The 26,535-nt window shown below is 41.4% G+C and carries 23 protein-coding genes; 12 read left to right on the top strand and 11 right to left on the bottom strand.

All coding sequences use genetic code 11. The features are described from left to right. Nucleotides 1–23 precede the first annotated feature (23 nt). The 6 genes from BM375_RS11010 (at nt 24) to BM375_RS10985 (ending at nt 9,653) form a co-directional block, all read left to right on the top strand. On the top strand, nt 24–431 hold the full coding sequence (locus BM375_RS11010; RefSeq protein WP_093366020.1) for an RNA-binding S4 domain-containing protein: 408 nt from the start codon (nt 24–26) through the stop codon (nt 429–431). 103 nt (nt 432–534) lie between these two features. Then, the gene (locus tag BM375_RS11005) at nt 535–2,052 is read left to right on the top strand and encodes a DUF6377 domain-containing protein (RefSeq protein WP_093366018.1); all 1,518 of its coding nucleotides are present in this window, start codon (nt 535–537) and stop codon (nt 2,050–2,052) included. Between the two features lie 207 nt (nt 2,053–2,259). Then, the gene (locus BM375_RS11000) at nt 2,260–5,232 is read left to right on the top strand and encodes a SusC/RagA family TonB-linked outer membrane protein (RefSeq protein ID WP_212611668.1); all 2,973 of its coding nucleotides are present in this window, start codon (nt 2,260–2,262) and stop codon (nt 5,230–5,232) included. 18 nt (nt 5,233–5,250) lie between these two features. Continuing rightward, nucleotides 5,251–6,768 (top strand): RagB/SusD family nutrient uptake outer membrane protein, encoded by a 1,518-nt coding sequence (locus tag BM375_RS10995; protein WP_093366016.1) that lies wholly within the window; start codon nt 5,251–5,253, stop codon nt 6,766–6,768. A 9-nt stretch (nt 6,769–6,777) separates the two neighbouring features. Further along, nucleotides 6,778–8,271 carry a glycoside hydrolase family 30 protein gene (locus tag BM375_RS10990; protein ID WP_244525882.1) on the top strand — a complete coding sequence of 498 codons (1,494 nt, stop codon included), beginning with the start codon at nt 6,778–6,780 and terminating at the stop codon, nt 8,269–8,271. A 56-nt stretch (nt 8,272–8,327) separates the two neighbouring features. Next, a complete protein-coding gene (locus BM375_RS10985) occupies nt 8,328–9,653 on the top strand; it encodes a DUF5125 domain-containing protein (RefSeq protein WP_093366015.1) in 1,326 nt (441 codons plus the stop codon). A 46-nt stretch (nt 9,654–9,699) separates the two neighbouring features. Here BM375_RS10985 and mtgA read toward each other — a convergent pair whose 3' ends face one another. Beyond that, the gene (gene mtgA, locus BM375_RS10980; protein WP_093366013.1) at nt 9,700–10,440 is read right to left on the bottom strand and encodes a monofunctional biosynthetic peptidoglycan transglycosylase; all 741 of its coding nucleotides are present in this window, start codon (nt 10,438–10,440) and stop codon (nt 9,700–9,702) included. 106 nt (nt 10,441–10,546) lie between these two features. Between mtgA and mutS the strand changes: the two genes are divergently transcribed. Further along, nucleotides 10,547–13,153 (top strand): DNA mismatch repair protein MutS, encoded by a 2,607-nt coding sequence (gene mutS / locus BM375_RS10975; protein ID WP_093366012.1) that lies wholly within the window; start codon nt 10,547–10,549, stop codon nt 13,151–13,153. Between the two features lie 10 nt (nt 13,154–13,163). Here the strand turns inward: mutS and BM375_RS10970 are convergent, their stop codons facing one another. The 4 genes from BM375_RS10970 to BM375_RS10955 all read right to left on the bottom strand — a co-directional run bounded on the left by BM375_RS10970 (nt 13,164) and on the right by BM375_RS10955 (nt 15,460). Next, nucleotides 13,164–13,430, bottom strand: a complete 267-nt coding sequence (locus BM375_RS10970) for a type II toxin-antitoxin system RelE family toxin (protein ID WP_093366011.1) — start codon at nt 13,428–13,430, stop codon at nt 13,164–13,166. Then, complete coding sequence (locus BM375_RS10965) at nt 13,420–13,620, bottom strand: hypothetical protein (RefSeq protein WP_093366009.1); 201 nt, start codon at nt 13,618–13,620, stop codon at nt 13,420–13,422. Before BM375_RS10965 ends, BM375_RS10970 begins: the two co-directional genes overlap by 11 nt. Before the next feature lie 67 nt (nt 13,621–13,687). Continuing rightward, a complete protein-coding gene (locus BM375_RS10960) occupies nt 13,688–14,725 on the bottom strand; it encodes a hypothetical protein (RefSeq protein ID WP_139227569.1) in 1,038 nt (345 codons plus the stop codon). A gap of 420 nt (nt 14,726–15,145) precedes the next feature. Then, nucleotides 15,146–15,460: a hypothetical protein gene (locus BM375_RS10955; protein WP_093366005.1), complete on the bottom strand. Its 315-nt coding sequence runs from the start codon at nt 15,458–15,460 to the stop codon at nt 15,146–15,148. A 205-nt stretch (nt 15,461–15,665) separates the two neighbouring features. Here BM375_RS10955 and BM375_RS10950 point away from each other — a divergent pair, with 205 nt between their 5' ends. Further along, complete coding sequence (locus tag BM375_RS10950; RefSeq protein ID WP_093366003.1) at nt 15,666–16,373, top strand: tRNA1(Val) (adenine(37)-N6)-methyltransferase; 708 nt, start codon at nt 15,666–15,668, stop codon at nt 16,371–16,373. A gap of 33 nt (nt 16,374–16,406) precedes the next feature. After that, nucleotides 16,407–16,901: a metallophosphoesterase family protein gene (locus BM375_RS10945; protein ID WP_093366001.1), complete on the top strand. Its 495-nt coding sequence runs from the start codon at nt 16,407–16,409 to the stop codon at nt 16,899–16,901. A gap of 2 nt (nt 16,902–16,903) precedes the next feature. Here BM375_RS10945 and BM375_RS10940 read toward each other — a convergent pair whose 3' ends face one another. Next, a complete protein-coding gene (locus BM375_RS10940; RefSeq protein WP_093365999.1) occupies nt 16,904–17,239 on the bottom strand; it encodes a MerR family transcriptional regulator in 336 nt (111 codons plus the stop codon). Between the two features lie 186 nt (nt 17,240–17,425). Between BM375_RS10940 and BM375_RS10935 the strand changes: the two genes are divergently transcribed. Further along, nucleotides 17,426–17,770 (top strand): hypothetical protein, encoded by a 345-nt coding sequence (locus BM375_RS10935; protein WP_244525881.1) that lies wholly within the window; start codon nt 17,426–17,428, stop codon nt 17,768–17,770. Between the two features lie 41 nt (nt 17,771–17,811). Here BM375_RS10935 and accD read toward each other — a convergent pair whose 3' ends face one another. The 4 genes from accD to dprA form a co-directional block, all read right to left on the bottom strand. Further along, a complete protein-coding gene (gene accD / locus BM375_RS10930; protein ID WP_093365997.1) occupies nt 17,812–18,654 on the bottom strand; it encodes an acetyl-CoA carboxylase, carboxyltransferase subunit beta in 843 nt (280 codons plus the stop codon). Nucleotides 18,655–18,946: 292 nt separating this feature from the next. Next, nucleotides 18,947–19,174, bottom strand: coding sequence for a DUF6814 family protein (locus BM375_RS10920; protein WP_093365995.1), 228 nt, complete (start codon nt 19,172–19,174; stop codon nt 18,947–18,949). Between the two features lie 4 nt (nt 19,175–19,178). Continuing rightward, nucleotides 19,179–20,714, bottom strand: coding sequence for an MFS transporter (locus BM375_RS10915; RefSeq protein WP_093365993.1), 1,536 nt, complete (start codon nt 20,712–20,714; stop codon nt 19,179–19,181). A gap of 24 nt (nt 20,715–20,738) precedes the next feature. After that, nucleotides 20,739–21,836: a DNA-processing protein DprA gene (gene dprA, locus BM375_RS10910; RefSeq protein WP_093365991.1), complete on the bottom strand. Its 1,098-nt coding sequence runs from the start codon at nt 21,834–21,836 to the stop codon at nt 20,739–20,741. Nucleotides 21,837–22,790: 954 nt separating this feature from the next. Here dprA and BM375_RS10905 point away from each other — a divergent pair. Continuing rightward, nucleotides 22,791–23,309: a KdsC family phosphatase gene (locus tag BM375_RS10905; protein ID WP_093365989.1), complete on the top strand. Its 519-nt coding sequence runs from the start codon at nt 22,791–22,793 to the stop codon at nt 23,307–23,309. A 1-nt stretch (nt 23,310) separates the two neighbouring features. Then, nucleotides 23,311–23,904, top strand: a complete 594-nt coding sequence (locus BM375_RS10900; RefSeq protein WP_093365987.1) for a Maf family protein — start codon at nt 23,311–23,313, stop codon at nt 23,902–23,904. Nucleotides 23,905–23,924: 20 nt separating this feature from the next. On the opposite strand, the gene BM375_RS10895 is transcribed toward BM375_RS10900, so the two are convergent. Continuing rightward, nucleotides 23,925–26,522 (bottom strand): TonB-dependent receptor domain-containing protein, encoded by a 2,598-nt coding sequence (locus BM375_RS10895; RefSeq protein WP_093365985.1) that lies wholly within the window; start codon nt 26,520–26,522, stop codon nt 23,925–23,927. Nucleotides 26,523–26,535 lie beyond the last annotated feature (13 nt).

The raw sequence follows: 26,535 nt of genomic DNA, 5'->3' as shown, positions 1-26,535 counted from the left end.
GGTCATTTCGATTACTTTTGTATATGGCTGGAGAAATAGAGAAATTAAGGATAGATAAATATTTGTGGGCCATCCGTATCTTCAAGACCCGCAGTTTGGCTACGGAGGCTTGCAAGGCGGGACGTGTTAAACTCAATGGACAGAATGTCAAACCTTCGTATGTCGTGAAAGTAGGGGAGACTTATTCCGTGCAGAAAGGTATAGAGCGTAAGGTTATCCATGTGATAGGTTTGCTGGAAAGAAGGGTGGACGCGAAAACGGCAGTGCAGTTTTACGAAGATCAAACCCCAGTAGAAGAGACATATGGCTTTAAATCGGTTTTCCATGCGCCGGTATTGAAGCGTGATAGGGGAACGGGGCGACCAACAAAAAAAGATCGTAGGGAAATCGACGACCTGCAATCGGATTTGTGGGAAGAGGGAGACGATTAAGTTGTATAGGTCTATTTTTTACATATTTATATTATTGCTGTCGTTTTTTCACGTTAAAGCAGCAACGTTAGACTCTTTGGAACGGGAGCTTCATATCCTGCTTATGAAAAAGGGGGAAATTGAACGTGCCAAGTTGAATGAGATAGCGAGCTTAAAAAATAAATGGCGCACTACAGCTTCAGCTACTGAGAAAAAAAATATCTTATTGCGGCTTGTTCAACACTATGAAAAATACCAGATTGATTCGGCGATAGTCTATGTGCAGCGATATCGTATTTTGGGCGAACAGTTGCAAGACAACTTTGTTGTACAACAATCGGATATTTATCTTTCTAAATTCTATTCCTCTGCGGGTAAACATATTGAATCAGCAACTATTCTTGCCCGCCTTCAGCCAAATCTTTTGGACAAAACTTTACTGCCACATTACTTCGAGACTTATTCTGCCTTCAATAGTCATTATGGGCAAAGTAGTAATGATATCGAATATTATAAGCGAAGTGAAGATTATCGGGATTCGCTGTTATCTTCATTAGATACTTCTTCGCAACGGTATCGAATCGCTTTAGCCACCAAGAAGCTTTACAACTACGAAACTGATGAAGCAGAGACAATCCTGACGGAGCTGTTAGATAGCATAGATGATAGTCATGCAGAACGTGCCCTTGTTGCCTATTTTTTGGGTATCGTTTACAAGAACAAAAACGATCTAGATAAGCAACTGTATTATTTTACTATTTCTGCGATAGCCGATATTAAAAATATGGTCAAGGATAATGCCTCGTTGCAAAGTTTGGCGCTTTGTTATTATGAGAAAGGTGATATCGACCAGGCTTATGCATTGATTCAAGAGACTATAGACGATGCGGTGTTCAGTAATGTGCGTTATCGCACTATAGAGAACTCATCTTTTTTCTCTATTATCAATGCCGCTTTTCAAGAGAAGGAAACCGCACAAAAAAAGGCTTTACAAAAAAATCTTATTATTATCAGTACCCTAAGTTTATTGCTGCTTTTTGCTCTGTTTACCCTTTATGTGCGGCTTAAAAAGCTGCAACGAGCACGAACAGAACTTCGTACAGCCAACGAAGAGTTGACTAAGCTGAATAACCAGTTGCTGGAAGTGAATACGGCGCTGTCTGAATCTAATCATATTAAAGAAGAATATATAGCCCAATTTTTTGATATATGCTCGAATTATATCGATAAGATCGATGAGTACCGGAAAATTCTGTTCAAGAAATTTTCTAACAAACAGTTTGACGAGATTAGTCGTATGCTGAAATCTCAAACAATTGTGAAGCAAGAGTTGGATGATCTGTATCGGAATTTTGATATGATTTTTCTGAATCTCTATCCTTATTTCATCAGGGACTTTAATAATCTGCTAAAACCCGAAGAGCAGATTGATTTGAAGCAAGGCGAGTTGTTGAATACTGAATTGCGCATTTTTGCATTGATACGTTTGGGAATTACTGACTCCGCGAAGATTGCTGGTTTCTTACGTTACTCTTTGCGCACAGTATATAATTATCGTGTAAAAGTGCGGAGCAGAGTTGCCGGTTCCAAGGATGAATTTGACGAAAAGATTAAAACCATTGGTGAAATTCGTACCTTTTAAGTCTTAGGATTAGTTACTTTTTACCTCCAGTTTAATTTTGATATGTTTCTGATAATCAAATTATTGAAATTGGTTTGATGTTACTTTTGCATTTGCCGCAAGGCAAAAAGCTTTTGTAGGGAAGTTGTCTTACCTAATTTTGTTTCAGAGCCTTAGAGGGAGGTTCTGCGATTATAATCCATTTTGATAAATTAAATTATAAGACCTATGGCATTTTCTACAAAAATGATGCGGCATCTTATATTTCTTGTCATGCTTCTTTTGCAAGTCAATGTTTTTGCACAAGAAAGCATCACCGTGACAGGGAGGATAACAGATGCACAAACGAATGAACCCGTATCGGGAGCAACAATTACTGTATTGGGTACGTCCCAGAGTACTTCGTCTGCTGTCGACGGAAGTTTTACTTTACAGCAAGTGGCTAAGAATGCCACCATTATCGCTACGTTTATCGGTTACGATAGTCAACGCTTAGTTGCTGATGGAAGCTCTTTACATTTTCAGTTGACATCCTCGTCGTCTACGTTGGAAGATGTGGTGGTAATCGGGTACGGTTCAGTGAAACGTAAGGATGTAACCACGGCTATTTCCTCGGTTTCGGTGGAAGATATGAACGAGCGCCCTATCGTATCGGCAGGTCAGTTGATTCAAGGGCGAGCAGCTGGTGTTTCCGTAATACAGCCCAACGGCGCACCGGGTGGAGAAACCTCTATCCGTATCCGTGGTACGACTTCATTCAACGGAAGTAATGATCCTTTGTATGTGGTCGATGGTGTACCTGTTGATAACCTGAATTTCCTTTCTCCTAATGATATTGCGGATATGCAAGTATTGAAAGATGCTTCGTCGGCTGCAATTTACGGTTCACGTGCGGCGAATGGTGTGGTCTTGATTACGACTAAACAAGGGAAAGTTGGCGATGCAAAAATTGCTTTCAATGTACAGACTACTCAAAACCGTATTACCAGTGAGATAGCGTCCTTAAATGCACAACAATACAAAGAACTACAAGATGAAATCGGCTTGGTAAACCTGCCTGCGGGATTAACAGACAAGACCAATTGGTTTGACGAAACTTTTAAAACAGGCCAATTGCAGAACTATCAGGTGTCCATTTCCGATGGAACAGAGAAGTTGAGGTATTTTCTATCTGGAGGTTACCTGAACGAAAAAGGTATTATCAACACCTCTTTCTACAAGCGCTATAACTTTAGAGCAAATGTCGAGAACAAGGTTCGTGATTGGTTAAGGGTCAACGCGAATTTCTCTTATTCGGATTACAACGGGAATGGTATTATTACTGGTCAAGGCGCTAACCGTGGCGGTGTGGTATTGTCTGTCATCAACACACCAAGTTATGCGCCAATCTGGGACGAGGCTAATCCAGGGCAATTTTATTCTAATTTTTATGGAGTAAATATTACCAGCCCATTGGAAAACATGGCTCGTACGCAGAATAATAAAAACAGAGAAAACAGATTGGTGGGCGCGGGAAGTGCAACAGTCCAATTTTTGCCATCACTGAATTTTAAGACTTCATTCGCATTGGACAGAAGAAATGCAGTGTCAACAACTTTCTTGGATCCATTGTCCACTTCCTGGGGTAGAAATCAATATGGCGAAGGTTCGGATAACCGAAATACAAATACAGTTATCACTTTTGATAATGTCTTGACTTACAATGAATCGTTTGGTCTACATAATCTGGAGGTGATGGGCGGTACTTCGTATACCAGCTCTGATTATCACAATAGCTGGATAAACGGTTCGCATTATAGAAATGACCTGATAGAAACTTTAAATGCCGCGAACAAAATTTCTTGGACAGGTACAGGTTCGGGAGCATCTCAGTGGGCTATTATGTCTTATTTTGGTCGTGCTTCCTATAATTTTGACAGTAAATATTTGGTTACAGCTAATTTACGTGCGGATGGTTCTTCTAAATTGCACCCGGATCATCGTTGGGGAATTTTCCCTTCTGTATCGGCCGCTTGGCGTTTGTCTGCTGAAGATTTCCTTTCGGATGTGTCATGGCTAAACGATTTGAAAATCCGCGGTGGTTGGGGTGAGACCGGGAACCAATCTGGTGTAGGTGATTATGCCTATTTGCAACGCTATAACATCAATCGGATACAGTGGTTCGTCACAGGACAGGAAAATGCGTTGCCGACGATTACCCAAGCGAATCTAAGAACACCTGACTTGCGCTGGGAAACAACAAGACAGACAAATATCGGACTCGATTTTTCGGCTTTCAACAATCGTTTGAACGTAAACTTGGATTACTACCATAAATATACGCGTGATATGCTGATGTATGTTAGCCTGCCTGCAGGAGCTGCTGCGGCTAACAACATTGTGCGTAATGAAGGCGAGATGAGCAATCGCGGATTTGAGGTCAATGTAAACAGTAAGAATATTGAGAAGGTATTACAATGGTCTACGGATTTCAATATTTCTTTCAACCGCAACCGTTTAGAGAAACTGGAATTGCAGAAAATCTATAACACGGCACGCACTTCTGAGGTAGTCAATGAAGATGTGGTACGCAACGAACCGGGACGGTCTTTAGGTGGTTTCTTTGGCTATATCAGTGATGGTGTGAATCCAGAGACTGGTGAACTGAATTATCGTGATTTGAATAATGACGGTAAGATTTCGTCTTCCGATAGAACATATATCGGTGACCCTAATCCAGATTTTATATTCGGTATGACGAATAACTTTAGCTACAAAGGTTTTAACCTGAGCGTATTCCTTCAAGGTTCTTACGGCAACGACATCTTTAATGCCTCGCGTATCGAAACGGAAGGCATGTATAGTGGTAGGAACCAATCTACACGTGTCTTGGAAAGATGGCGTGTGCCCGGACAAGAAACGTTTATTCCAAAAGCAGGATTTGACATAAAGAACTCTACCTATTTTGTAGAAGATGGAAGCTTCTTGCGATTAAAGAATGTTTCCTTGTCTTACGATATTCCTACGAGTAGCTTGTCTCGTATTGGTGTACGCAAGTTGCAACCTTTCGTGTCGGTCAGCAATATCCTAACGTTGACAAAATATACGGGCTTAGATCCAGAAGTCAACCAATGGGGAGGAAATGGTGCTGTGCAAGGGATCGATTGGGGAACCTATCCGCAGAGTCGTTCGTTTGTTGTTGGGTTAAGTCTTGAGTTTTAAACAGATAAAGTGAAGATCATGAAAAGATATATAATATATACAACCGCAATGCTGTGCAGTTTGGCAGTGTTGTTCAGTTGTTCCTTAGATAAAGATCCTTTAGATACATACTCTGATGTGACGGAGGGTGTAAATGAAGAAGGGGAATACGTGGCTTTTAAAGATAAGGCTGCTGTGCTAAGTCATATGACCACGCTTTATAACCAGATGCGTGATAGACAAGAGCATTGGTACATGGATTTGTTATTGATTGCTGATGTGCATGCAGATAATGCTTACGCAGGGACGACTGGAGCAGAGGTTTTGCCGTTTGAAAATAATGCAATTGAAGGCTCCAACTCTGTTTTAAGTCGTGACTGGAATCGTTATATGGAAGATGTGGCGCGGGCTAACCGCTTGATAGTAAATATTGATGATGTTGCAGATAATACGTTGTCTACAGCTGAGCGCCAACAGTTGAAAGCAGAAGCTAAGATCTTCCGTGCTATGGTTCTTTTTGATATGGTACGGTTATGGGGAAATATTCCAGTTATCACAACAGAAGCAGGGGATATTACTTCTGAAACAATAGGTGAAGTATATGATGATTATTTCCCAGTACAAAATACCGAAGAGGAAGCGTATCAACAGATTGAACAAGACCTATTAGAAGCATTGCAGTTTGCTCCAAATAATAATGCTTCGGATAAAACAAAATTCACAAAATCGGTGGCAAGGGCTTTATTGGCGAAAGTGTATGCCGAGAAGCCATTGCAGGATTACAATAAAGTTGTCCAATATGCGGATGAATTGGCCTCAGATGGTTTCGCTTTGGAAGAGGACTTTACCAACCTATTTGGTATGAATGGTGATAATACGGATGCAAAAATGCGCAATACGCGTGAGTCTATCTTAGAAGCACAGTTTTTCTCTGGTAGTGGAAACTGGGTAACTTGGATGTTTGGACGGGATTTGATCAACTATAACTCTAACTTTACTTGGGCAAAATGGATTACACCGTCTCGCGATCTGATTAAAACCTTTACCGATGAAGGCGATCAGATTCGCTACGAGGAGTCTATTGTGTATTATGAGGCTACATGGAGTAACTATTATCCAGCAAACAATTATCCGTTTATGTACAAAACCCGTTCGGCATTGAACAGTATTATCAAATACCGTTATGCGGATATTCTGTTGCTCAAAGCGGAAGCGCTTCTCTTAGGTTCTTCTGACTTGGAAGGAGCTGCGGTTATCTTGGATCAAATTCGTGGTCGGGTTAATTTACCACAAATTCCAAGCAGTGTACGCTCAAACAGAGACGCCCTGTTTCAAGTTTTGATGAAAGAAAGAAGGTTAGAACTGGCTTTTGAGGGTGAGCGTTGGTTTGACTTGGTAAGATGGAACAAAGTGGAGGAAGTGATGAATGCAGTATATGCGAAAGATTCAGGGAGAAGACCGCAGGTCTATCCATTCAACGAGCACTCTTATAAACTTCCAATTCCGCAGTCGATTATCGACCAGAACCCGAATTTGAAACAAAACCTTGGCTATTAATAACGAAACATGAAATTACAAATGAAAAAATCCGTGATATTATCCTCTCTTTTGACTGTATTCTTGCACGCCTGTGGTTCGGACAAACCTGTTGTTCCACCAGAGTTGCCAGAACCGCCGCAGGAGGGAGAAGTTACGGTCTATACAACGACAAGCGATCGCTCACAAGAGTTGAAAAAATCATTGGTTGCTTTCAGCACTACGTCCAATATGTCGCCACGCACCATAACGATCAACGAGAGCCAAACTTATCAAACGATGGATGGCTTTGGTACTGCGGTTACAGGTTCTTCGGCATATAATCTTTTAAAAATGAATGCTGCGGACAGAACTAAGTTCTTAAAAGAAACTTTTTCAACCACAGAAGGTTATGGTCATAGTTATATCCGTATAGCGATAGGTTGTTCAGACTTCTCACTGAGTGAATATACATTGAATGATGAACCTGGATTGGAAAATTTTGGTCTTCAAGAAGAAGAAACAAAATTTGTGATCCCTATTCTCAAAGAAATCTTAGCGATAAACCCAAATATTAAAATATTGGGTTCGCCTTGGACAGCTCCACGCTGGATGAAAGTCAATAACTTAACGAATCTGAATCCGTATAATTCCTGGACTGGTGGACATCTGAATCCTTCTTATTATAAAGATTATGCTACATATTTTGTGAAATGGATTAAAGCGATGGAAGCAGAAGGGATCAAAATATATGGCGTTACCCCCCAGAATGAGCCGCTTAATGCAGGTAATTCTGCATCGATGCTAATGCATTGGTCGGAACAGCAGGCTTTTGTGCGGGATGAACTTGGCCCGCAGATCAAGCAAGCAGGTTTGCAAACCAAGATCTATGCTTTTGATCATAATTACAATTATGATAACATTGCGAGCCAAAATGATTATCCGATCCAGATTTTCAATGATCCGCAAGCCGCGCAATATTTTGCAGGTTCTGCATACCACAATTATGGAGGAGACAAAGCTGAACTATTGGATATCCGTAGCAAAGCACCGGATAAGGAGTTGATTTTTACGGAAACTTCTATTGGCACGTGGAACGATGGACAGAATTTAGGCCGTCGTCTTTTGGAAGATATGAAAGAGGTGGGATTAGGAACGGTTAACAACTGGTGTAAGGCGGTCATCGTTTGGAACCTTATGCTGGATAATGAGCGAGGACCTAATCGTGATGGCGGATGTCAGACTTGTTATGGAGCCGTGGATATTCAATCTTCAAACTATAAGACCATTACGCGCAACTCTCATTACTATATCATCAGCCATTTGTCGGCTGTGGTACAGCCGGGGGCGGTACGTATCGGTTCGCAAGGACTTGACGATAGGGATGTTATTTATTCGGTGTTCAAAAATCCGGATGGCAGTTATGCTGTCGTGCTGGCCAACGATAAAAATGAGATCACAAGAATCACTATCGCAGATGGGAAAAACCATTTTAGCTATGAGATCCCGGCAAAATCAGTGGTGTCTTACAAATGGAAAAAATAAACGAAGTATAACGGGCAGATTTGTTCCGTTGAGATACGTAAACTTAGTATGGAAAGATGAAAAAGTATATAAAATATTTTGCATTTAGCCTGTTTATAGCCTTTGTCGGCTGTAAAGAGGACTACAAATATCCTTTAGGCGGAGGAAATCCTTCGTTAGATTTGAAGGAAGTACCCAATAGTGCTTTCTTCGGAGATAGCTTATCGTTTAAAGTGGGTGTTACTGATCAGGGAACAGCGCTTTCAACCTTGAAAGTACAGCTGTACTACAGTGAAGACTTAGTTTCTGAACACACGATACGTACCAAAGAGTATGGCGATTATTCGGGTAAGATTTATGTTCCTTATCTGGCGAATATTCCAAATGGTACGGCGACATTAAAGTTTGTGTTGCAGAACGTGGGGATGGTTACGGTGGAGGAAACAAAAGAATTGCCGTTGTCCCGTCCTGATTTTCCGTTTCTGAACCTTATTGTGGGTGATGAGACCTATAAGATGGAAAAACTATCGGGTTATGAATATGCTGTAACAGAAGATTTTCCACAAAAGGTACAGGGCTATATTCAAGCTCCTGCTTACGGTGAGCATGGCAATGTCATTAACTTTGGTTGGGAAGGCGATAATGTGAAAGAAGGAACGATGCAGGTCATTCCGTTTTCGAATTATTCGGCAGGGAATTATACAGTGCAGTTCAATACCTTGACGTATGCAGCAGCTCCGTTTGTGAGTTATAAAATTAACGACACCGAACTGACGATGGTTGATGATAATACGTATTTTATCGACTTACAATTGGAGAATGGTGCGGAGATAAACATTGATGGCATTGCGGACATCGATACGTGGTGGATAGATAGTGACTACCTGAAGCAAGAGGGAGATAAATACACTTTCCAAGCTATTAGCGGAAAGTACAAAATCACGGCGAAGTTTGATAAAAAATACTTCATTGTGGAGGCCATGAATGGCACTGACTTTGCGACATTGAATGCTGATGGAACGGGTGCAATATGGATTATTGGCGATGGTATCGGCAAACCTGCATTGAGCAATCAAGTGGGGTGGGATACCGGCAAAGCACTATGTATGGCACCAATTGGTGATAAAAAATATCAGGTTACGGTTGTAGCAGGGCAACAGGTGAGAGCTGATGATATTAACTTTAAATTTTTCCACCAGAAAAACTGGGGAGGAGAGTTTAAAAATGATAACCTGACAACAGATGGTGATGTTGTATATGTAGGAGACGGTGATAATGGACGTGATCCAGGAAACTTAGGTGTTCAAAGTGGCAAAACATTGGAGGCGGGAGCAACTTATGTATTTGTTGTCGATGTTAGTGGTGGAGTTAGCAATGCGAAATTGACCGTTACCAAGAAGTAATAAACTTCCTAAATAAAAGAGGTCTTGCCTACAGGCAAGACCTCTTTTATTTAGGAATACTGTAATACCCCATATATCGCACAATGTTATTTGCCCTTCGGTTGACGTAAGCGGATGGCCGTCGCGCATCCCATTTCTGCGGGCTGGGTAAAATAGCAATAATAAGTGCAGCTTCCTTTTTAGTCAAGCTACGGGCAGATTTATGAAAATAGTATTTGGCAGCAGCTTCTGCACCGTACACGCCTTGTCCCATTTCAATGACATTGAGGTATACTTCCAAAATGCGTTTTTTGCTCCAGAAAACTTCAATTAGAACGGTAAAATAGCTCTCCAGACCTTTTCTTAGCCATGAACGATTTGGCCAAAGAAAAACATTTTTGGCAACCTGTTGGCTGATGGTACTCCCTCCTCGTAACCTTTTCCCTTCTTGGTTTTTCTCAAATGCTTCTTTGATAGCCTTGGTGTCGAAACCATTGTGTGTTAAAAAATGTGCATCTTCGCCAGCAATAGCTGCTCGCTTTAAATTGTCAGACATGTCATCATAAGACAACCACTCTTTTTCCAGCTTCCATTCTTTACCTGCAGTTTTTCGTTCAAATCCTCTTTTCAACTGTAGGTAAGTGACTGGTGGGTTAATGAAAGTAAGCGACAATACCCAAAAGATAGTTAACACAAAAAAGCCTCCAACAATCCTTAGCGACCAAACTCCTATTTTCCGCTTCCAACTTTTGGTAGTTTGTTTCTTGCGTGTGTTCTTTTTTTTCGTTGTTGAACGTTTGATTGCCATTTCACTTGTGGTTTGTGCGGCAAAATTAGGGAATTTTTCCTTTCTTTCACCTTGCCAAATCCACCCATTTCCCTTATTTTTACGGCTTACTAAAAATCGAAGACCATTGGCAAAGGCGAAGAAGCAAACCCCTTTAATGCAGCAGTATAACACCATTAAGGCGAAGTATCCTGGGGCGTTATTGCTGTTTAGAGTAGGGGATTTTTACGAGACGTTTGGTGAGGATGCTGTGAAGGCTGCCGGTATTTTGGGTATTGTTTTAACCAAAAGAGGAAACGGGACGGAGGCGGAAACAGCTTTGGCAGGTTTTCCACATCACTCTTTGGAAACTTATCTGCCGAAATTGGTCCGTGCGGGACAACGTGTAGCTATTTGTGATCAATTGGAAGACCCCAAACAGACCAAGACCATTGTGAAGCGTGGTGTAACTGAATTGGTAACTCCTGGGGTTTCGTATAATGATAATATTGTCCAGCAAAAAGCCAATAATTATTTAGCATCTATTTTTAGTGATAAGGGACAGTATGGGATTTCTTTTTTGGATATCTCAACCGGTGAATTTTTAGTTGCCCAAGGACCGGCAAATTATATTGACAAGCTGTTGCAGGGGTTCAAGCCAACGGAAATTATTTTACCCAAGAAACAATTTAAAGATTTTGTAGAGCAGTTTGGCTCCCAATATTACACCTATACCTTGGATGAATGGCCTTATACGGGCGATTATGCGGAAGAAAGCTTACTGAAACATTTTGAAGTGAAATCCATGAAAGGTTTTGGCATAGATCGTATGCCAATAGGTATTATTTCTGCAGGTGTAGCTTTGCATTACCTCAACGAAACTGAACACCGTAATCTGCAACATATATCCAATGTGTCGCGTATAGAGGAAGATCGCTTCATGTGGTTGGACAAGTTTACCATTCGTAACCTGGAACTGATCGGTTCAGCAAATGAAAATGCCATTACCCTATCGGATGTACTGGATCAAACTTCTTCACCAATGGGCGCGCGCTTGCTTAAGCGTTGGATTGTTATGCCGTTGAAGGATTTGAAATCTATACAGGAACGACTCAATGTGGTCGATTATTTCCATAATAATCGCTCTCTGCGTGATGAGCTTATCCAAGAGATTAAGCAGGTGGGAGATTTGGAAAGATTGATTTCTAAAATTGGTTTGCAGAAAGCTAACCCAAGAGAAATCATCCAATTAAAACGTGCGCTTTATGCTGTTGAAAAACTGAAAAACCTTACTGATGTGCCGGAATCAGAGGCTCTTCGGATTATTTCTGAACAGTTGAATATCTGTCAACTGATTCGTGATAAGATTGAACGTACACTACAGGCTGAACCTCCCGTAGCACTGAATAAAGGAAATGTGATTGCCAATGGTGTGGACGAGGATTTAGACAAGCTGCGTAAGGTTGCTTTTGGGGGTAAAGATTACCTGCTGGAGATTCAAAAACGTGAATCAGAGGCAACAGGTATACCATCCTTGAAAATAGCTTTCAACAACGTGTTTGGCTATTATCTTGAAGTTACCAACACACACAGGGATAAAGTACCAGAAAGCTGGGTGCGGAAGCAGACTTTGGTAAACGCAGAGCGTTATATTACCGAAGAGTTGAAAGAATATGAGGAGCAGATACTGGGGGCAGAGGAAAAGATACAAGCGATCGAACAACGAATCTACGCCGAACTATCGTTGGATATTGCGGAGTATATTAAACCGATACAGCTAAATGCGCAGTTAATCGCAAAATTGGATGTACTTTTGAACTTTGCGCTTATTGCCGAGAAGAACTACTATGTGAAACCTACGGTTAATGAGGGAAAATTGTTGGATATTAAGGGGGGGCGGCACCCCGTTATTGAGAAGAACCTGCCAACAGGAGAGGACTATATTACCAATGATACTTTTTTAGATCCGGAAACGCAACAGATTATTATAATTACAGGGCCGAATATGGCGGGTAAATCCGCTTTGCTTCGGCAGACAGGCCTTATTGTGCTGATGGCCCAGATAGGCTGCTTCGTTCCAGCCAAGGAAGCACATATCGGTTTGGTAGACAAAATTTTTACCCGCGTAGGTGCTTCGGATAATCTTTCTTCAGGAGAGTCGACCTTTATGGTGGAAATGAACGAGACCGCCAGCATCATGAACAACCTTTCTGATCGTTCTTTAATCCTGTTAGATGAAATTGGGCGAGGAACAAGTACGTATGATGGTATCTCCATCGCTTGGGCTATTGCTGAATTTCTGCACAACCACCCTACTGCACAGGCCAAAACCTTATTCGCAACACATTACCATGAACTGAATGAATTGACGACTTCGATGCCGCGCATTAAGAATTATAATGTGACAGTGAAAGAGGTGAGCAATAAAGTGATTTTCTTGCGGAAACTGATGCCAGGTGGTTCGGAACATAGCTTCGGTATCCATGTGGCAAAATTGGCAGGTATGCCTCCTAAATTGATTGGACGCGCGAGCGAAATTCTAAAACGTCTGGAACAGGAACGTACAGGAGGAGAACAAATCAAGGATAGTATGCGGAAGATACAGAAACAGGCTTATCAGCTACAGATGTTCTCGATAGACGATCCGGTGTTGAGTAAAATCCGTGACATGCTGAATAATCTAGATGTGAATACTCTCACACCCGTTGAAGCATTGATGAAGTTGGACGAGATACAGCGTTTGTTGAAAAATTAAGATTCTTGATCTAAGGAAAATAGCGGTAGACTGTCTTTCTAGGTAAAATACGAATAAGTTCGGCAGTATTTTCTAAATAATAAAAACACAATCTGTAATCTTCAATACGAAGACGATATGCAGGCTTGCTACTGCCTTTCATTTGCTTGATGTTTCTGAGTGCAGTAAGTGAATCTACTTTCTCTATGTCTTGAATTGCCTGAGCAAGCTTTTTCTGATTATTTAGCGGAAGCTTTTTTGCATCCCGGACAAATGACGATCTAATTTCAATCTTCATTTTGTAAAGATTTCAAAAAAGACACTTTCTCTTCTTCTGCAAGAAGAGGGCTATTCTCACCTTCCTGCATAGCATCGAGGTAATAATTGTCATCTTCGCCAGTACCTATGATTTGAATATCGAGATTTTTGGCTAATTCCGTAATTAATTTGATATGCTTTTGCTGTACGTTTTGAAGAATAATCTGCATGACTTAACACCCTTTATTATACAAACTTACGAAAAAGAAGAGGAAATAAGAAAAGGTATTGTTTTCCTTAGAATCGAAAAAACAATTGTAAACTGGCATAGTTAGGTTGTATTGCCGTGATTAGATTTTCGTCCCAATTATAGGGGACGTAGTGATATGCAGCTTCCAATCCGATGTATTTCTTTTTGGCGATATGACGCATTGCAGAAAGCGCTAAGGTTGTGCGCATGGTGTTGACATTATTGTAACGAACACTGGAATTGCCATAACCGTCTTCGTAGTAGCCATTATCATAATACGTAACCTCAGAAAGCCCCGTACTGGTTGATTCAAAGAAAAGCCCTACTTTGGGGTAAAGAATAAACTTATCATTGTCGAAAAGTTTATAGCCCAAGGTGCCCCCAATAGCATAACTTGCAGATGAGTTTACGATTTCCACTTCGTTGTGCAATAAATATTCAAAATCACGGTCATTGGAGTTGATACGCACCTTTAATCCTAATTCATATAAAAAATTGGTATGAAGGGGTGAAGAATACATTAAAGCCACGGTGGGGCTTCCCTTGAACAAAGGGTTAGACCCGGTAATAGGAAATTCTATACCGGCATATAAATTGACCCCACCTTTGCTTTTGTACGTGAAGTATTCTTGGCTACTTTCCAAAGCCGTAGGCTTACGCGGAGTAGTCTGTTCATAAGACTGATAAAAATCGTCTACATAATCAGCAAATAAGAGGACAATTTCACGTTCCTGCTCGGTAAGATTGAAGGATGTAGAATTTAATAAAGCTGTTGCTTTTACTTGGGTAAGTGAATCTATAGCGTGATTCAATGGAATATAGTTGAAATCAGATTTGTTGTCCCTATAAATTCGTTGATGCTGCTCCTCTGCAGCATAATCCCAACGCATAACCAGTGTTTCATGATAGTTCTTGTCCAAATAATCCGCAATCAATTCGCCACTGGATTTTTTCTCTAATAATGCCCTTAATATCCGCATGCGCTGTGTGAATTCGTTTTCCCCACAAGCGGTCTGGATGGTTGACAAGATGGATTCTAACTCGGTGAAATCATTTTTATCGACTAAAGGAACCAGTTTATCCAAAGTAATCTTTGTTATCTGTTCACAATTTTGCACAACCTTTGACTGCTCTGCCCGTATGGCCCATGGAAGGGAAAAGCAAAGAAATATAAAGATATATTTGATGGTATTAGACATGTCTTTCTTTCAGACTGCCAAATTAGTCATTTTAATTGATTATGTGAAAGGGAGATTTATTAGACAGTTTTTTGTTCTCTATGTCTCCAAATGCGTTCGGGATACTGCCGGTACAGTGCGGGGCTATGATACTTTTTTCAAGAAATGCCAAATATAGTACTTTGCAACTATCCATAGGGGGCTATTTGGCTCAATTTTCCACGCAAAGTGGAATAGTTGTGACCTGATCGACCCGCTTGCTACTTTTTTTAGCTAAAAAATAATCTTAAAGGGTTCTTAAAAGCATATTTTCTAGTGAGTAAATACTTACCGATGTACATCACCAAAAGATAAAAACACATCACCAATTAGAAAAAGCACATCACCAAAAGACAACAGCACATTACCAATGAGCAAAAACACATCAGCAATGGGTAAGAGTACATCAACAATAGGCAAGAGTACATCAACAATAGGCAAGAGTACATCACCAATGGACAAAAGCACATCATCAATGTGCAAAAGCACATCAACAATGAGCAAGAGCATATCAACAATGAGCAAGAGCATATCATCAATAGACAAAAGCACATCACCAGTTGTCAAAAACACATCACCAACGAGACACTGCACATTTGCCATGCGCTAAAACACCATAACTTAATGTATCGATGGACATGTACGATACACTAAAGCAGCATTAAAATGCTATTCAGCACAAAGAGGTCTTGGATTAGAATTGCTTCGATATCCCGCAACGATTGCTAAATTTGGGACACTTCCATTAATTTCAGCGCAAAAACACTTTATTTCCTAAAAACAAGCCAGAGACCTTTACCTTTGTAGGATGGGGTCTGTTTTTAAATTTAAGCAGTTTGAGGTTGACCAGAGTGCTTGTGCAATGAAGATTAATACCGATGGTGTGCTATTGGGTGCAACTGAAAGAGATATTCACCCTTCGCGCATCCTGGATATTGGTACGGGCACCGGTGTGGTGGCATTGATGTTGGCACAGGCTTTCCCGGAAGCCGTGGTGGATGCGGTAGAGATAGACGAGACAGCAGCCAAACGAGCGCAAATGAATTTTGCAAATAGCAACTTTGCTTCACGACTGCAACTGTTTCATACAGCCTTTCAGGGTTTCTGTCCGCAGGAGAAATATGACCTTATTATCTCTAATCCTCCTTTTTATACGAATTCACTGCACGCACCAGATGAACGAAAAAAGCTGGCTAAGCATACGGATACCTTATTTTTTGAGGGTTTGCTACACTATGTACGGACTTATCTTACTTCAAAAGGAATATTCGAGTGTATCGTTCCTCCGGCATTGGCCAATTGGCTTATCGATCGGGCAGATGCAGATTATGCTCTCCACTTGCAACGTATTATTGATATTTCTTCTTTTGAAAACGGGGAAGTTATCCGGAGAATTGTTTCTTTAGGAAAGGAGGAGGTGCCCCAGAGGCATGAAAGTCTGTATATCTACGCGGAGAAGGGTATACATTCTGTGAAGTATAAACAGCTGTTGGCACCATATTTCTTAGCATATTAAGCTGGAAAAGGGTGGTAGATAAACTATTTACAAATGAAAAAAATTGGACTTATATCCGACACACATGGTTATTTAGATGACGCAGTTTTCAAGCACTTTGATGCTTGCGATGAAATCTGGCATGCTGGTGACTTTGGTTCTGTTGCTATTATTGATACGCTACAGGGGTTTAAACCTTTTAAAGGAGTATATGGCAATATCGATGGGAAAGATGTGCGTGTAATCTGTCCTGAACATTTACGCTTTAGCTGTGAGGAAGTTGATGTGTGGATGACCCATATCGGGGGATATCCGGGGCGATATGCTCCCCAAGTAAAGCCAGAGATTTTAATCAATCCGCCCAAGCTGTTTATCTGCGGGCATTCGCATATCCTCAAAGTGCAGTTTGACCCTAAACTGCAGCTTTTGCACTTGAATCCCGGAGCAGCAGGTAAACAGGGTTGGCATAAGGTACGTACCTTAATGCGATTTGATATAAATGGTGATAAAATAGAGAACTTGGAAGTGATAGAGTTGGCGGGTAGGTAATATTACAAACTATCCCTCACCTCCAATAAGAATTTTTTCAGGCGCTCTAAAGAATCTACTACGCGTTGGTTCTCCTTGGCTTCGGATTTATTGGTACGTAAATAGTCACGAGCTCCTTGTAGTGTATAACCTTTATCTTTGACTAAATTAAAGATGATTTTGAGGTTAGCAATATCTTCCTGTGTGAACAGGCGGTTGCCTTTTTTGTTCTTTTTTGGTTGAAGAATGTCGAATTCACGCTCATAAAAACGTATCTGTGAAGCGTTGACGTCGAACATCTCCGTGACTTCACCCATGGTGTAATACAATTTGTTTATTTCGCGCTCTTTATACGGCATAGTCTAACAAATATACAATGTAAGTTTGATTTTTAAAATTTTTATAATCGGGAATAGTTTTTGTAAGGTCTTACATGATAAAAAATCATTAGATTGCCTGCCTGCGGTAGGCAGGCTTTGTGTCCTCCACCTCCAAAGGCGTGGCACAGCGCAATGACGATGAAATTTTTTTGTACGGGTTAAAATATGAAAGGAATTGTTATTGTTAATAGATTCTTGACCAATTTATTTTCTGCAGGTAAAGCGACTGCCATTACTATCTTTCCTTTTGTTTTTGTATTGAACAAGCGGCATAAGGCGGATAATGTTTTGCTTAATCATGAGCGTATACATTTAGCACAGGCATTGGAAATGCTGGTCATTCCATTTTATCTGTGGTATGTATTGGAGTTCTTGATACGTTATGTTCAATTACGTGATGCAGATGCGGCTTACCTTCGTATCTCCTTTGAACGGGAGGCTTATGGTAATGAGCAGAATGGGGGATATTTGCGCAAAAGGAAGTTTTGGACTTTTATACGGTATTTATAAGAGAAAATGCTCTCGGTATTTCCGAGAGCATTTTCTCTTATTTATTTCACTAATCTTAAGTAGGATGCTACTTTCTGTTTAAGGTTTCTTCTGTCAACAATGAAATCCAAGAAGCCATGTTCCAATACGAATTCCGAAGTCTGGAACCCTTTTGGTAGATCCTTCTTGATAGTCTCTTTGATGACACGCGGACCTGCAAACCCAATCAATGCTCCCGGCTCAGCGATATTGATATCCCCAAGCATCGCATAAGAAGCAGTCACACCACCTGTAGTCGGGTCTGTCAACAAACATACATAAGGGATGCCGGCTTTAGCTAATAGCGCCAATTTAGCGGAAGTTTTCGCCATCTGCATCAGGGAGAAAGCTGCTTCCATCATCCGCGCACCTCCTGATTTGGAGATAAGCATGAATGGAATTTTGTGTTCTAAACAATAGTCGATAGAGCGTGCAATCTTTTCACCCACGACTGAACCCATAGAACCTCCAATAAAATTGAAGTCCATACAGGCAATAACGATGTCTTCGCCTTCCATTTTTCCATGTGCTGAACGCAAAGCATCTTTTAAACCGGTTTTTGCTTGGCTATCGGCCAAACGTACCGGATAAGGTTTGGTGTCAGAAAAGTTTAAAGGGTCCCCAGAAGTCAAATTTGGAAATAACTCGGTGAAATTGTTGTCATCGAATAGGATGGAAAAGTAGGCAGCAGAACCAATGCGGATATGGTGGTCACAATATTGGCAAACGTACTTGTTTTCCACCTGCTCACTGTTCAATAAAGGCTTCTTACAGTTTGGACATTTATTCCACATCCCATCAGGAGCCTCTTTTTTATTTTCGGTTGCAGTGCTAATCCCTGCCTTATTTCTTTTAAACCAACTCATAAGTTATTGTTAAATCGAACTACAAATAAACGAAACATTAAGTAAAAAGTAAAAAGTAAAAATTAAAAAGGGAGTATCGTGCGCGGTAAAGCTGAAAAAAAGGGACAAAAAAATGGGTAAGCCCCTTCTATCGCACCGCTCAACCAAATACCCTTGCTTTGTTCCCAACCTGGGGGAGTCAGAGGGAGCTGGTCGTAGAAGACTTACCCACCGCAAAAGTAGCAAAAAAAGCCAATTCTGCAAAGTAATTTATGAGCTTGTATCTACTCCCTTGATTGTCAATGAACAAAGTTTACATCTTGTTTTCATTGTACTCCCCGCTTAGTGCATAATATCCAAAGATGCCCAAGCCAATACTAATGATGGGCGTTAGGATGAAGAGGATAATAATACCGAATACAGTATCTTCCTGATGTCCGGTGCTCAACTTGGGTAAACCAAATTCAAAAACACAAAAATAAGCAGTGATTAATGCCAAGAATATCCAAAGAATGCCTAATATCTTTTTAAAGTTTTCCATGCTGTTACAGGTTTTTTGACGTCATAGATTTGGTGATATAGAGTGAGCCGATGATAAAACATACGGCTGAAATAATAATCGGGTACCACAAGCCAGCTAGATAGAAATCAGCTGCATTGTTGGTTTTGGCATTGCTTGCCAGATAGGTAGACACGGCAGGAAGCAATCCACCGAAAATACCATTCCCTACATGGTAAGGCAAGGACATGGAGGTATAGCGTATCTTGACAGGGAATATTTCTACCAAAAATGCCGCTATAGGTCCGTAGACCATCGTGATGTAGAGAATTTGTATAAAAATCAACCCGACAAGCGCCCAATAATTTGCTCCATGGAGGTGTACAGTTGTTTTGGAAATACGCTGTGCCTCACCGTTTCCTTTCAATATTGGCTGACCTTTGGTATTCAGATGAGAAGTTACGATATGCCTGACCGCTGTGCCATCTGTATACGTGCTGCTGTGGATATGGATATTATCTATTCCTTTTTCCTTAGTTATACGTTGCTCTTCTACCTGTACTGTTTCCGCTATCTCCGTTTTATTTGCAAGGTTTGTGATCTGATACATCGCCTCGTAGATAGGACGATAGGTGAGGACTGCCAATAGCATACCGCTGAGCATAACCCATTTTCGCCCCACTTTGTCGCTCAGCTTGCCACAGATGACAAAAAACGGTGTGCCGAAAAGTAAGGCTATGCCTAATATCATATCCGCTTGGTCGCTGTCCAGAAACATCACCGTTTTCATAAAGCTCATGGAATAAAACTGTCCAGTGTACCAGACAACGCCTTGCCCCATCGCAGCGCCAAAAAGCGCAAGCAACACAAATTTGAGATTATAACGATTACCAAAGCTTTCCCTCAAAGGACTCTTTGAAGTCTTTCCTTCAGCTTTTGCTTGTTTGAACTCGGGCGATTCGTCCATATTCTTACGGATGAGATAGGACACATATACCATCACGATAGAAATCAGGAAGGGAAGGCGCCAGCCCCAAGAGTCAAACTGCTGTTCGGTGAGAAATAATCGTGTAAGCAAAATAACGACGAGTGAAATAAACAGACCAAAGGTAGCGGTAGTCTGGATCCAGGAAGTCCAGTAGCCTCTTTGCCCTTGGGGACTGTGCTCGGCAACATAAGTTGCTGCACCACCATATTCACCGCCCAATGCTAATCCTTGCAGTAATCGAAGAATGAGGACAAGGAATGGAGCAAGAAAACCAATCGTTTCATAGCTGGGGATGCAACCTATCAGGAATGTTGCGCCGCCCATGAGCATCAAAGTAACCATGAACGTGTACTTCCTTCCGATTAAATCCCCTAATCGTCCGAAGAAAAGAGCTCCAAAAGGACGGACAACGAAACCTGCGGCAAATGTCGCTAAAGTAGACAGGAACGCTGCCGTAGGGTTGTCGGCTGGAAAAAATTTAGTGGATAATACAATGGAGAGACTGCCGAATATAAAAAAGTCGTACCATTCAATAAGCGTCCCTAAGGAGGAGGCTCCAATGACTTTCCATAAGGTTTTCTTTTCGTGTTGCATAAGGGTGGGCAGAAGGTTAGATTGTTATAAATTTTTATATTTTTTGCCAGGAAGAGAAATCAGAATGCCGTTCATTTCCATTTCCAATAATATAAGGGCTAACTTGCTGGTAGGCCAGTCTAGATGGATGGCAATATCGTCCACAAGGGCTTCTTCTTTTTCTTTCAGGTAGTCATAAACAGCTTGTTCGTCACGACTGAGTGCGACAGTAAGGAGACTAAGCTGTTTTCCTTGTTCAGGAGTTAATTTCTGCTCCCATCCCATCAAGTAGAGCAAATCTTCAGCATTCCGGATAAGGTGTGCCCGATTGGTTTTAATCAAATAGTTACAGCCTTCTGAATATTCCTGATCTGTCCGACCGGGGAAGGCACATACGTCACGGTTGTAGCTGTTGGCAATCTCGGCCGTAATCAGTGCGCCACCTTTCCGCGCAGCCTCTACGACAATGGTAACATCTGCCATTCCAGCAATGATGCGGTTGCGGGCAGGAAAGTTCATACGATCCGGTTTGGTTCCCGAAGGAAATTCAGTGAGGATACCGCCGTCCTCAAGCATGCGGCTTGCTACGTCCCGATGTGCGGCAGGGTAAATCAAATCCAGACCATGTCCCATCACCCCGATAGTCGGGATATTGTGCTTTAATGCCTGTCGATGGGCATGTACATCGATACCGTATGCCAATCCGCTGACAACATGTACGTCCAGACCTTTTAGCCCGGTAATCAGTTCTTCGGTTAATCCCTTTCCATAGCTGGTTGCATTCCGCGTGCCGACAATGCTGACACACCTAGGCGGATTGAGCGGGACACCTCCCTTATAATAAAGAAGTATAGGAGCATCCTCGCATGCTTTTAATCGCTTGGGATAGGCTTTATCTTCTATCCATAGCACATCGATATTGTGCTTTTCGACAAAGGCCAACTCTTTTTCTGCTTCCTTAATATGCTCTTTGGCTTGTAAGGTATGGATGATCTGCTGTCCAACATAAGGAATCTGCGCAAGCTCTTTCTTTCCGGCATGGAATATTTCCTCTACACACCCGAAATGAGCCAATAGTGTTCGGGCAGTCTTAGGGCCTATACCCTTGACCTTCGTCAGTGCTATTTGTTGTAATCTGCTCATAATTGGAAGTTTAAAAATAAGAAAATTGACGTAAAGTTTTAATAAAGTTGAAAATTAAGTGCTTTTTAAAATATGGGTGTGCATAATCACAACAAGGTGAAGACATCAAAAAACGTTTTTAATGGGATTTGTATTGTGGTAAAATGGGGGTTTTCTTTCGGTAATTGTCTAGTCTTCCCATCCCACAACCTTTCCGTCCCTCGCCGGGACAGGGCATTCGTTATCCATTAATATTTGCTAAAAAAGGAATGGATGATTGCTTCGCAATTTTTGAAGGCCAAAAAGGAATCAAAAAGCCTTTGTCCCATCCGAGGTGGCCTGTCGCTCCATTCCAACGCACACAAAGAAAATCCCTCCCAAGGCTGAAACCAATGTCCGAAGCTTTTAAATTGCTTCGGACAATAGTTTCAAGGCCTTTCCCTTCACACAATCCCTCGGAATTTCCTTTGTCTTTCCGCCACTTGGATGAGACGAGGAAGCGCTTTGGCGTCTATGCGGCGTGTACTCAAACATATTGGGGTCAACCCTTTTATTGAAGACTTCCGAAGTTTTTGAAACTTCGGAAGTCTAAACTCTACTCGCACAAAACCATCCTTAACATCAAATGTCGCCTTAAACTATTCTCGATGTGGGATAAGTGCGGGGATGTGGGACGCATCAAACGTTTTGACCATGTAGAAAGATATTCCATTCACTATCCATCTGTTCAAAGCTTTTCAGCGACGCTTTATCTTCGATGAACTCCACTTCGTTCCGGTTTTGGGTGCTTTTTCTAAAAAAGTACCATGCCTCGCCGCTGTGTCCCGAACACATTCGGGGGCATAGAGGCGAAACGAGAGTTGTTGACAAAAGAACCCCACCTTTACTTTAAACATAAAAATAACATGCGTTTCCTTATAAAAATCACAAAGATTCTGTCTTATTATAATAACCTTTTTCTTTACTTTTGAAATTATGGTATTAAGTGAATTTGCGAAAATCAGAGCGGTTTTTTTAGATGTGGATGGCGTGTTAGCGGATGGGACAGTGACGGTTACTGAACAAGGGGAACAGTTACGGAGGTTTTCTATCAAGGATGGATATGCAATACAGTTGGCTGTAAAAAAAGGGCTGTTTATTGTCGTGATAACTGGAGGGAAGTCGCAAGGGATTTTACTCCGGTTAGAGGGATTGGGTGTGAAAGAGGTGCATCTCGGTGTTTCGGATAAGCTGACCTTAATGCAATCGTTGATAAGATCGCATGGATTTGCTGTAGAAGAAACTCTTTTCATGGGCGATGATATGCCAGATTTTGATTGTATGCAGGCTGTAGGATTACCAGTTTGCCCGAATGATGCGGTGGAAGAGATTAAGACGATAGCCAAATATGTGTCTCCTAAAAGAGGGGGAGAAGGGTGTGTGCGCGATGTGTTGGAGAAGATACTCAAGTTGCAGGGACTATGGCAGGTGGATACACAGGTAAAAAGTATATAAGATGTTGAAGGATTTATTGGGCGGAATCCGGGTGATATTGGGATCTCAATCACCACGTAGAAAGGAACTGTTAGCTAAAATCGGTGTAGACTTTGAGGTTATTGTTAAAGAAACTGACGAGAGCTATGATAGTAACGAAAAACCGGAAAATATTGTCAGAAGTATCGCATTGGGTAAGATAAATTGTTTTGATGGACGGGAGTTCGATGGGGCGTTGGTTATTACGTCTGATACGATCGTCGTATGTAAAGGGATGATTTTGGGAAAACCTGTCGATAAAGAAGAAGCTTTTCGTATGTTGAATATGTTGCAGGGGTGCACACACGAAGTAATGACTGCTGTAGCGATAGCCTATAATGGTGAGGTCCGTACCTTTGTGGAGAATACGAAAGTTGCGTTTGATCCACTGACCGAAGCGGAAATCAGTTTTTATATTGAGCAATATCAACCCTATGATAAAGCGGGGGCTTACGGCATACAGGAATGGATAGGATTTGTTGGGGTAAAGCGTTTGGAAGGATCGTATGAAAATGTGGTTGGTCTGCCTACAGCGAGGCTTTATAAGGAATTAAAGGAGATTTTATCAAATAAATAAGGGGCTTTAAAGCCCCTTATTTATTTGATATGATATCTTACTCCTGTATAGAATAACCTTCCGGTCAACGGACCCCAAAGCAAATTGGTATCAAAGTGTTGTCCAAATGGTTGTTCAAACGCGAGGATAGGATCTTTCTGGAAGAAGTTGGTCAAGTTTTCTCCACCCACATATACCGTGAAATTTTTATTCAGTCCGAAACTCTTGCTGATTTGGGCATTCATGGTGATATAAGCATCGGAATATTCACCCAACTGGTAGGCTGTCGGATTAGAGGCTGTTGAAGGCAAACGTTTTTTACCTACAGCATTGAGGGTGTAATCGAAGCTCCATCCACTGTGTAGATTATATGCCATATTAATAAATCCACGATGTTTAGCTGTTAAAGGTTTTTGTAGCCTTCCAGAGTTGTAATAATCTGTCTGCACGTCTAATAGACGATAAGCTAAACGGGTTTCAAAATGTGCCAAAGGCATGAAGCGGAATTCAGCCTGTAGGCTGTTTGAGAAGGATTTTCCATCAAGGTTGTAGAAAGAAACAGTGCTTGGATCTTCCCAATCGACGACAACTTGATTAGAAAAATTGTTATGGAATAGTTCCAGAGAAATACCTGATTCACGCCCGAATAACCGAAAATCTTGATCGATAGTAAACCCCGTGTTCCAGGATACCTCAGGCTTTAACCCGTAGGCTGCATCTTTGCTTCCTGTTAGCGTAGCGTAGTTTATCTGACGGCTGGAAGCTAGCATACCTAAGTTTTCAGCAAAGATATTCGCTGTGCGTTGACCTCTTCCCGAGCTTAAACGTAGTGTGGTTGTAGAGGTAGGAGCATAGCGAATAACTGCTCTTGGTGTCGTGAACCATCCATATATACTGTTGTAATCTTGCCGAAGTCCCAAAACAGCATCAAAACTTTCATTTGGCGCATAGGTATATTCTACAAAAGCACCGGTTACCGCTTCATTCCTATCAAAATCGTGCTGATTGATCGCTTCTCTATATTGGTCGTATGCCATTGAGATTCCTGCTCTGTATTTATGCTGTACATTGCCAATGACATCTTGGTATAAGAGGTTGGCATAACCACTGTTTTGTTTGTTATTGTACGTTGTCAATCCGAAGTAGCTGTCCTGTTTGTAATGTGAACCTGAAAGTTGCAAGCCTATGCTGCGGAGCCTGTTGTTGGGAAATACATATCCTATTTTGGCGAAACCCTCGATGCGTTCGATGTCAAACCCCAGTCCATATTTGTTTTGGGTAAGTTTGTCAGTCTTTTCGTTAAAGTCAATTTCACCACCCACGCGGTCGTCATTTAAGTATTTAACACCAAATTGAGCGATAAGTCCTTTCCCATTCTCATAATGCCAACGGTTGATCCCTGAAAAGACATTCCCAACAGGCATATCCCGAAATCCATTGTCGCTGAAGTTCATCTTTTTGTTGTACATGAAGTTGTCATGTAACAAAAGCCCAACAGACCACTTATCGTTGATTTTCTGTGCTAAGTTAAGGTTGACATCCGTACGTCCCATATTATTCGCATAGGCATTGAAATATAGCCGGTCAGTATTGTGCGGTTTTTTCAGTTCCACATTGATTTGTCCTGACATGCTTTCGAAACCATTAGCTACGGATCCCATTCCTTTACTGATTTGTATAGATTCTATCCATGGGCCGGCCATACTGTTCAACCCTAAAGGAGCTGCAAAACCACGAGGACCGGGTAGGTTTTCGACCGTCAATTGCGTGTAGATGCCGCTTAGGCCTAAGAGTTGTACTTGCTTGCTTCCGGTAACAGCATCGCTACTAACCACATCTACCGAGGCGTTTGTCTCGAAACTTTCACTGAGGTCACAACAAGCTGCTTTGAATAGCTCTTGAGCAGTTATGGTTTCCACACGATTGGTATTTAACTTGGAAATGTAGTTAGAACGTTGACGCCGAGAAACGACAATCTCTTCCAGTACATTGTCTTTGGCATGGATAACTAGAACCTCATGCAGGTTCTTCACCTCAATTGTATCCGGTTTCATGCCTGCGAAACTGACAACAAGCTTTTTATATCCTTTTTCATGCTTGATGTCGAATACGCCATTTTCATTGGTATATTTTTGTGTATTCTTGTTCTCTAACCAGTGAACATTCACACCTGCGATTGGGGTAAGATCACCCCGTTCGTTTTCACGCACTACCACGCCACGGATAATGTGATCATGATTGTGATCATGGTGGTCATCGTCTTCTTCATGGTCATGCCCCTCTTCATGATTGTGTCCGTCTTCACCCAGGCGTTCATAGAGACAGCATTGGTGAAGCGCTTCGTAGGTTTCGTCCTTTGCACGGAATTCCCCCGCATCATGTCCTGCATCGGCTATTGCCTGTTTTACTTGAGTGGAGGAAGTTTTTTGCGGATTGAAAACCACAGTTGCTTTCTGAGTTTGACCATCCCAAACAGCTTTAGACACGCCAGGGATCTGTGCTGCTTTTTCAATCCGTTGTTTACACATAGCACAATTACCAGCTACTTCAAAAGTAGCTGTAGAATCCTGTTGTGCAAAACTGAAGGTATATATGCTTATAAAAAGTAAAGTAAACAATCCTTTAAATATCGATTTCATTTCTATTCAATTT

Source organism: Sphingobacterium wenxiniae (genome assembly GCF_900116225.1).
Classification (GTDB): Bacteria; Bacteroidota; Bacteroidia; order Sphingobacteriales; family Sphingobacteriaceae; genus Sphingobacterium; species Sphingobacterium wenxiniae.
The sequence above is the reverse complement of the archived record's forward strand: the minus strand, read 5'-3'. Positions and strand labels throughout refer to the sequence as shown.

Excerpts from the sequence above, each read along its gene's own strand:
- BM375_RS11010 (WP_093366020.1), top strand. The coding sequence starts at position 24 with ATGGCTGGAGAAATAGAGAAATTAAGGATAGATAAATATTTGTGGGCC.
- BM375_RS11005 (WP_093366018.1), top strand. The coding sequence starts at position 535 with ATGAAAAAGGGGGAAATTGAACGTGCCAAGTTGAATGAGATAGCGAGC.
- BM375_RS11000 (WP_212611668.1), top strand. The coding sequence starts at position 2,260 with ATGGCATTTTCTACAAAAATGATGCGGCATCTTATATTTCTTGTCATG.
- BM375_RS10995 (WP_093366016.1), top strand. The coding sequence starts at position 5,251 with ATGAAAAGATATATAATATATACAACCGCAATGCTGTGCAGTTTGGCA.
- BM375_RS10990 (WP_244525882.1), top strand. The coding sequence starts at position 6,778 with ATGAAATTACAAATGAAAAAATCCGTGATATTATCCTCTCTTTTGACT.
- BM375_RS10985 (WP_093366015.1), top strand. The coding sequence starts at position 8,328 with ATGAAAAAGTATATAAAATATTTTGCATTTAGCCTGTTTATAGCCTTT.
- mtgA (WP_093366013.1), bottom strand. The coding sequence starts at position 10,440 with ATGGCAATCAAACGTTCAACAACGAAAAAAAAGAACACACGCAAGAAA.
- BM375_RS10970 (WP_093366011.1), bottom strand. The coding sequence starts at position 13,430 with ATGAAGATTGAAATTAGATCGTCATTTGTCCGGGATGCAAAAAAGCTT.
- BM375_RS10965 (WP_093366009.1), bottom strand. The coding sequence starts at position 13,620 with ATGCAGATTATTCTTCAAAACGTACAGCAAAAGCATATCAAATTAATT.
- BM375_RS10955 (WP_093366005.1), bottom strand. The coding sequence starts at position 15,460 with ATGGCAAATGTGCAGTGTCTCGTTGGTGATGTGTTTTTGACAACTGGT.
- BM375_RS10950 (WP_093366003.1), top strand. The coding sequence starts at position 15,666 with ATGGGGTCTGTTTTTAAATTTAAGCAGTTTGAGGTTGACCAGAGTGCT.
- BM375_RS10945 (WP_093366001.1), top strand. The coding sequence starts at position 16,407 with ATGAAAAAAATTGGACTTATATCCGACACACATGGTTATTTAGATGAC.
- BM375_RS10940 (WP_093365999.1), bottom strand. The coding sequence starts at position 17,239 with ATGCCGTATAAAGAGCGCGAAATAAACAAATTGTATTACACCATGGGT.
- BM375_RS10935 (WP_244525881.1), top strand. The coding sequence starts at position 17,426 with ATGAAAGGAATTGTTATTGTTAATAGATTCTTGACCAATTTATTTTCT.
- accD (WP_093365997.1), bottom strand. The coding sequence starts at position 18,654 with ATGAGTTGGTTTAAAAGAAATAAGGCAGGGATTAGCACTGCAACCGAA.
- BM375_RS10920 (WP_093365995.1), bottom strand. The coding sequence starts at position 19,174 with ATGGAAAACTTTAAAAAGATATTAGGCATTCTTTGGATATTCTTGGCA.
- BM375_RS10915 (WP_093365993.1), bottom strand. The coding sequence starts at position 20,714 with ATGCAACACGAAAAGAAAACCTTATGGAAAGTCATTGGAGCCTCCTCC.
- dprA (WP_093365991.1), bottom strand. The coding sequence starts at position 21,836 with ATGAGCAGATTACAACAAATAGCACTGACGAAGGTCAAGGGTATAGGC.
- BM375_RS10905 (WP_093365989.1), top strand. The coding sequence starts at position 22,791 with ATGGTATTAAGTGAATTTGCGAAAATCAGAGCGGTTTTTTTAGATGTG.
- BM375_RS10900 (WP_093365987.1), top strand. The coding sequence starts at position 23,311 with ATGTTGAAGGATTTATTGGGCGGAATCCGGGTGATATTGGGATCTCAA.
- BM375_RS10895 (WP_093365985.1), bottom strand. The coding sequence starts at position 26,522 with ATGAAATCGATATTTAAAGGATTGTTTACTTTACTTTTTATAAGCATA.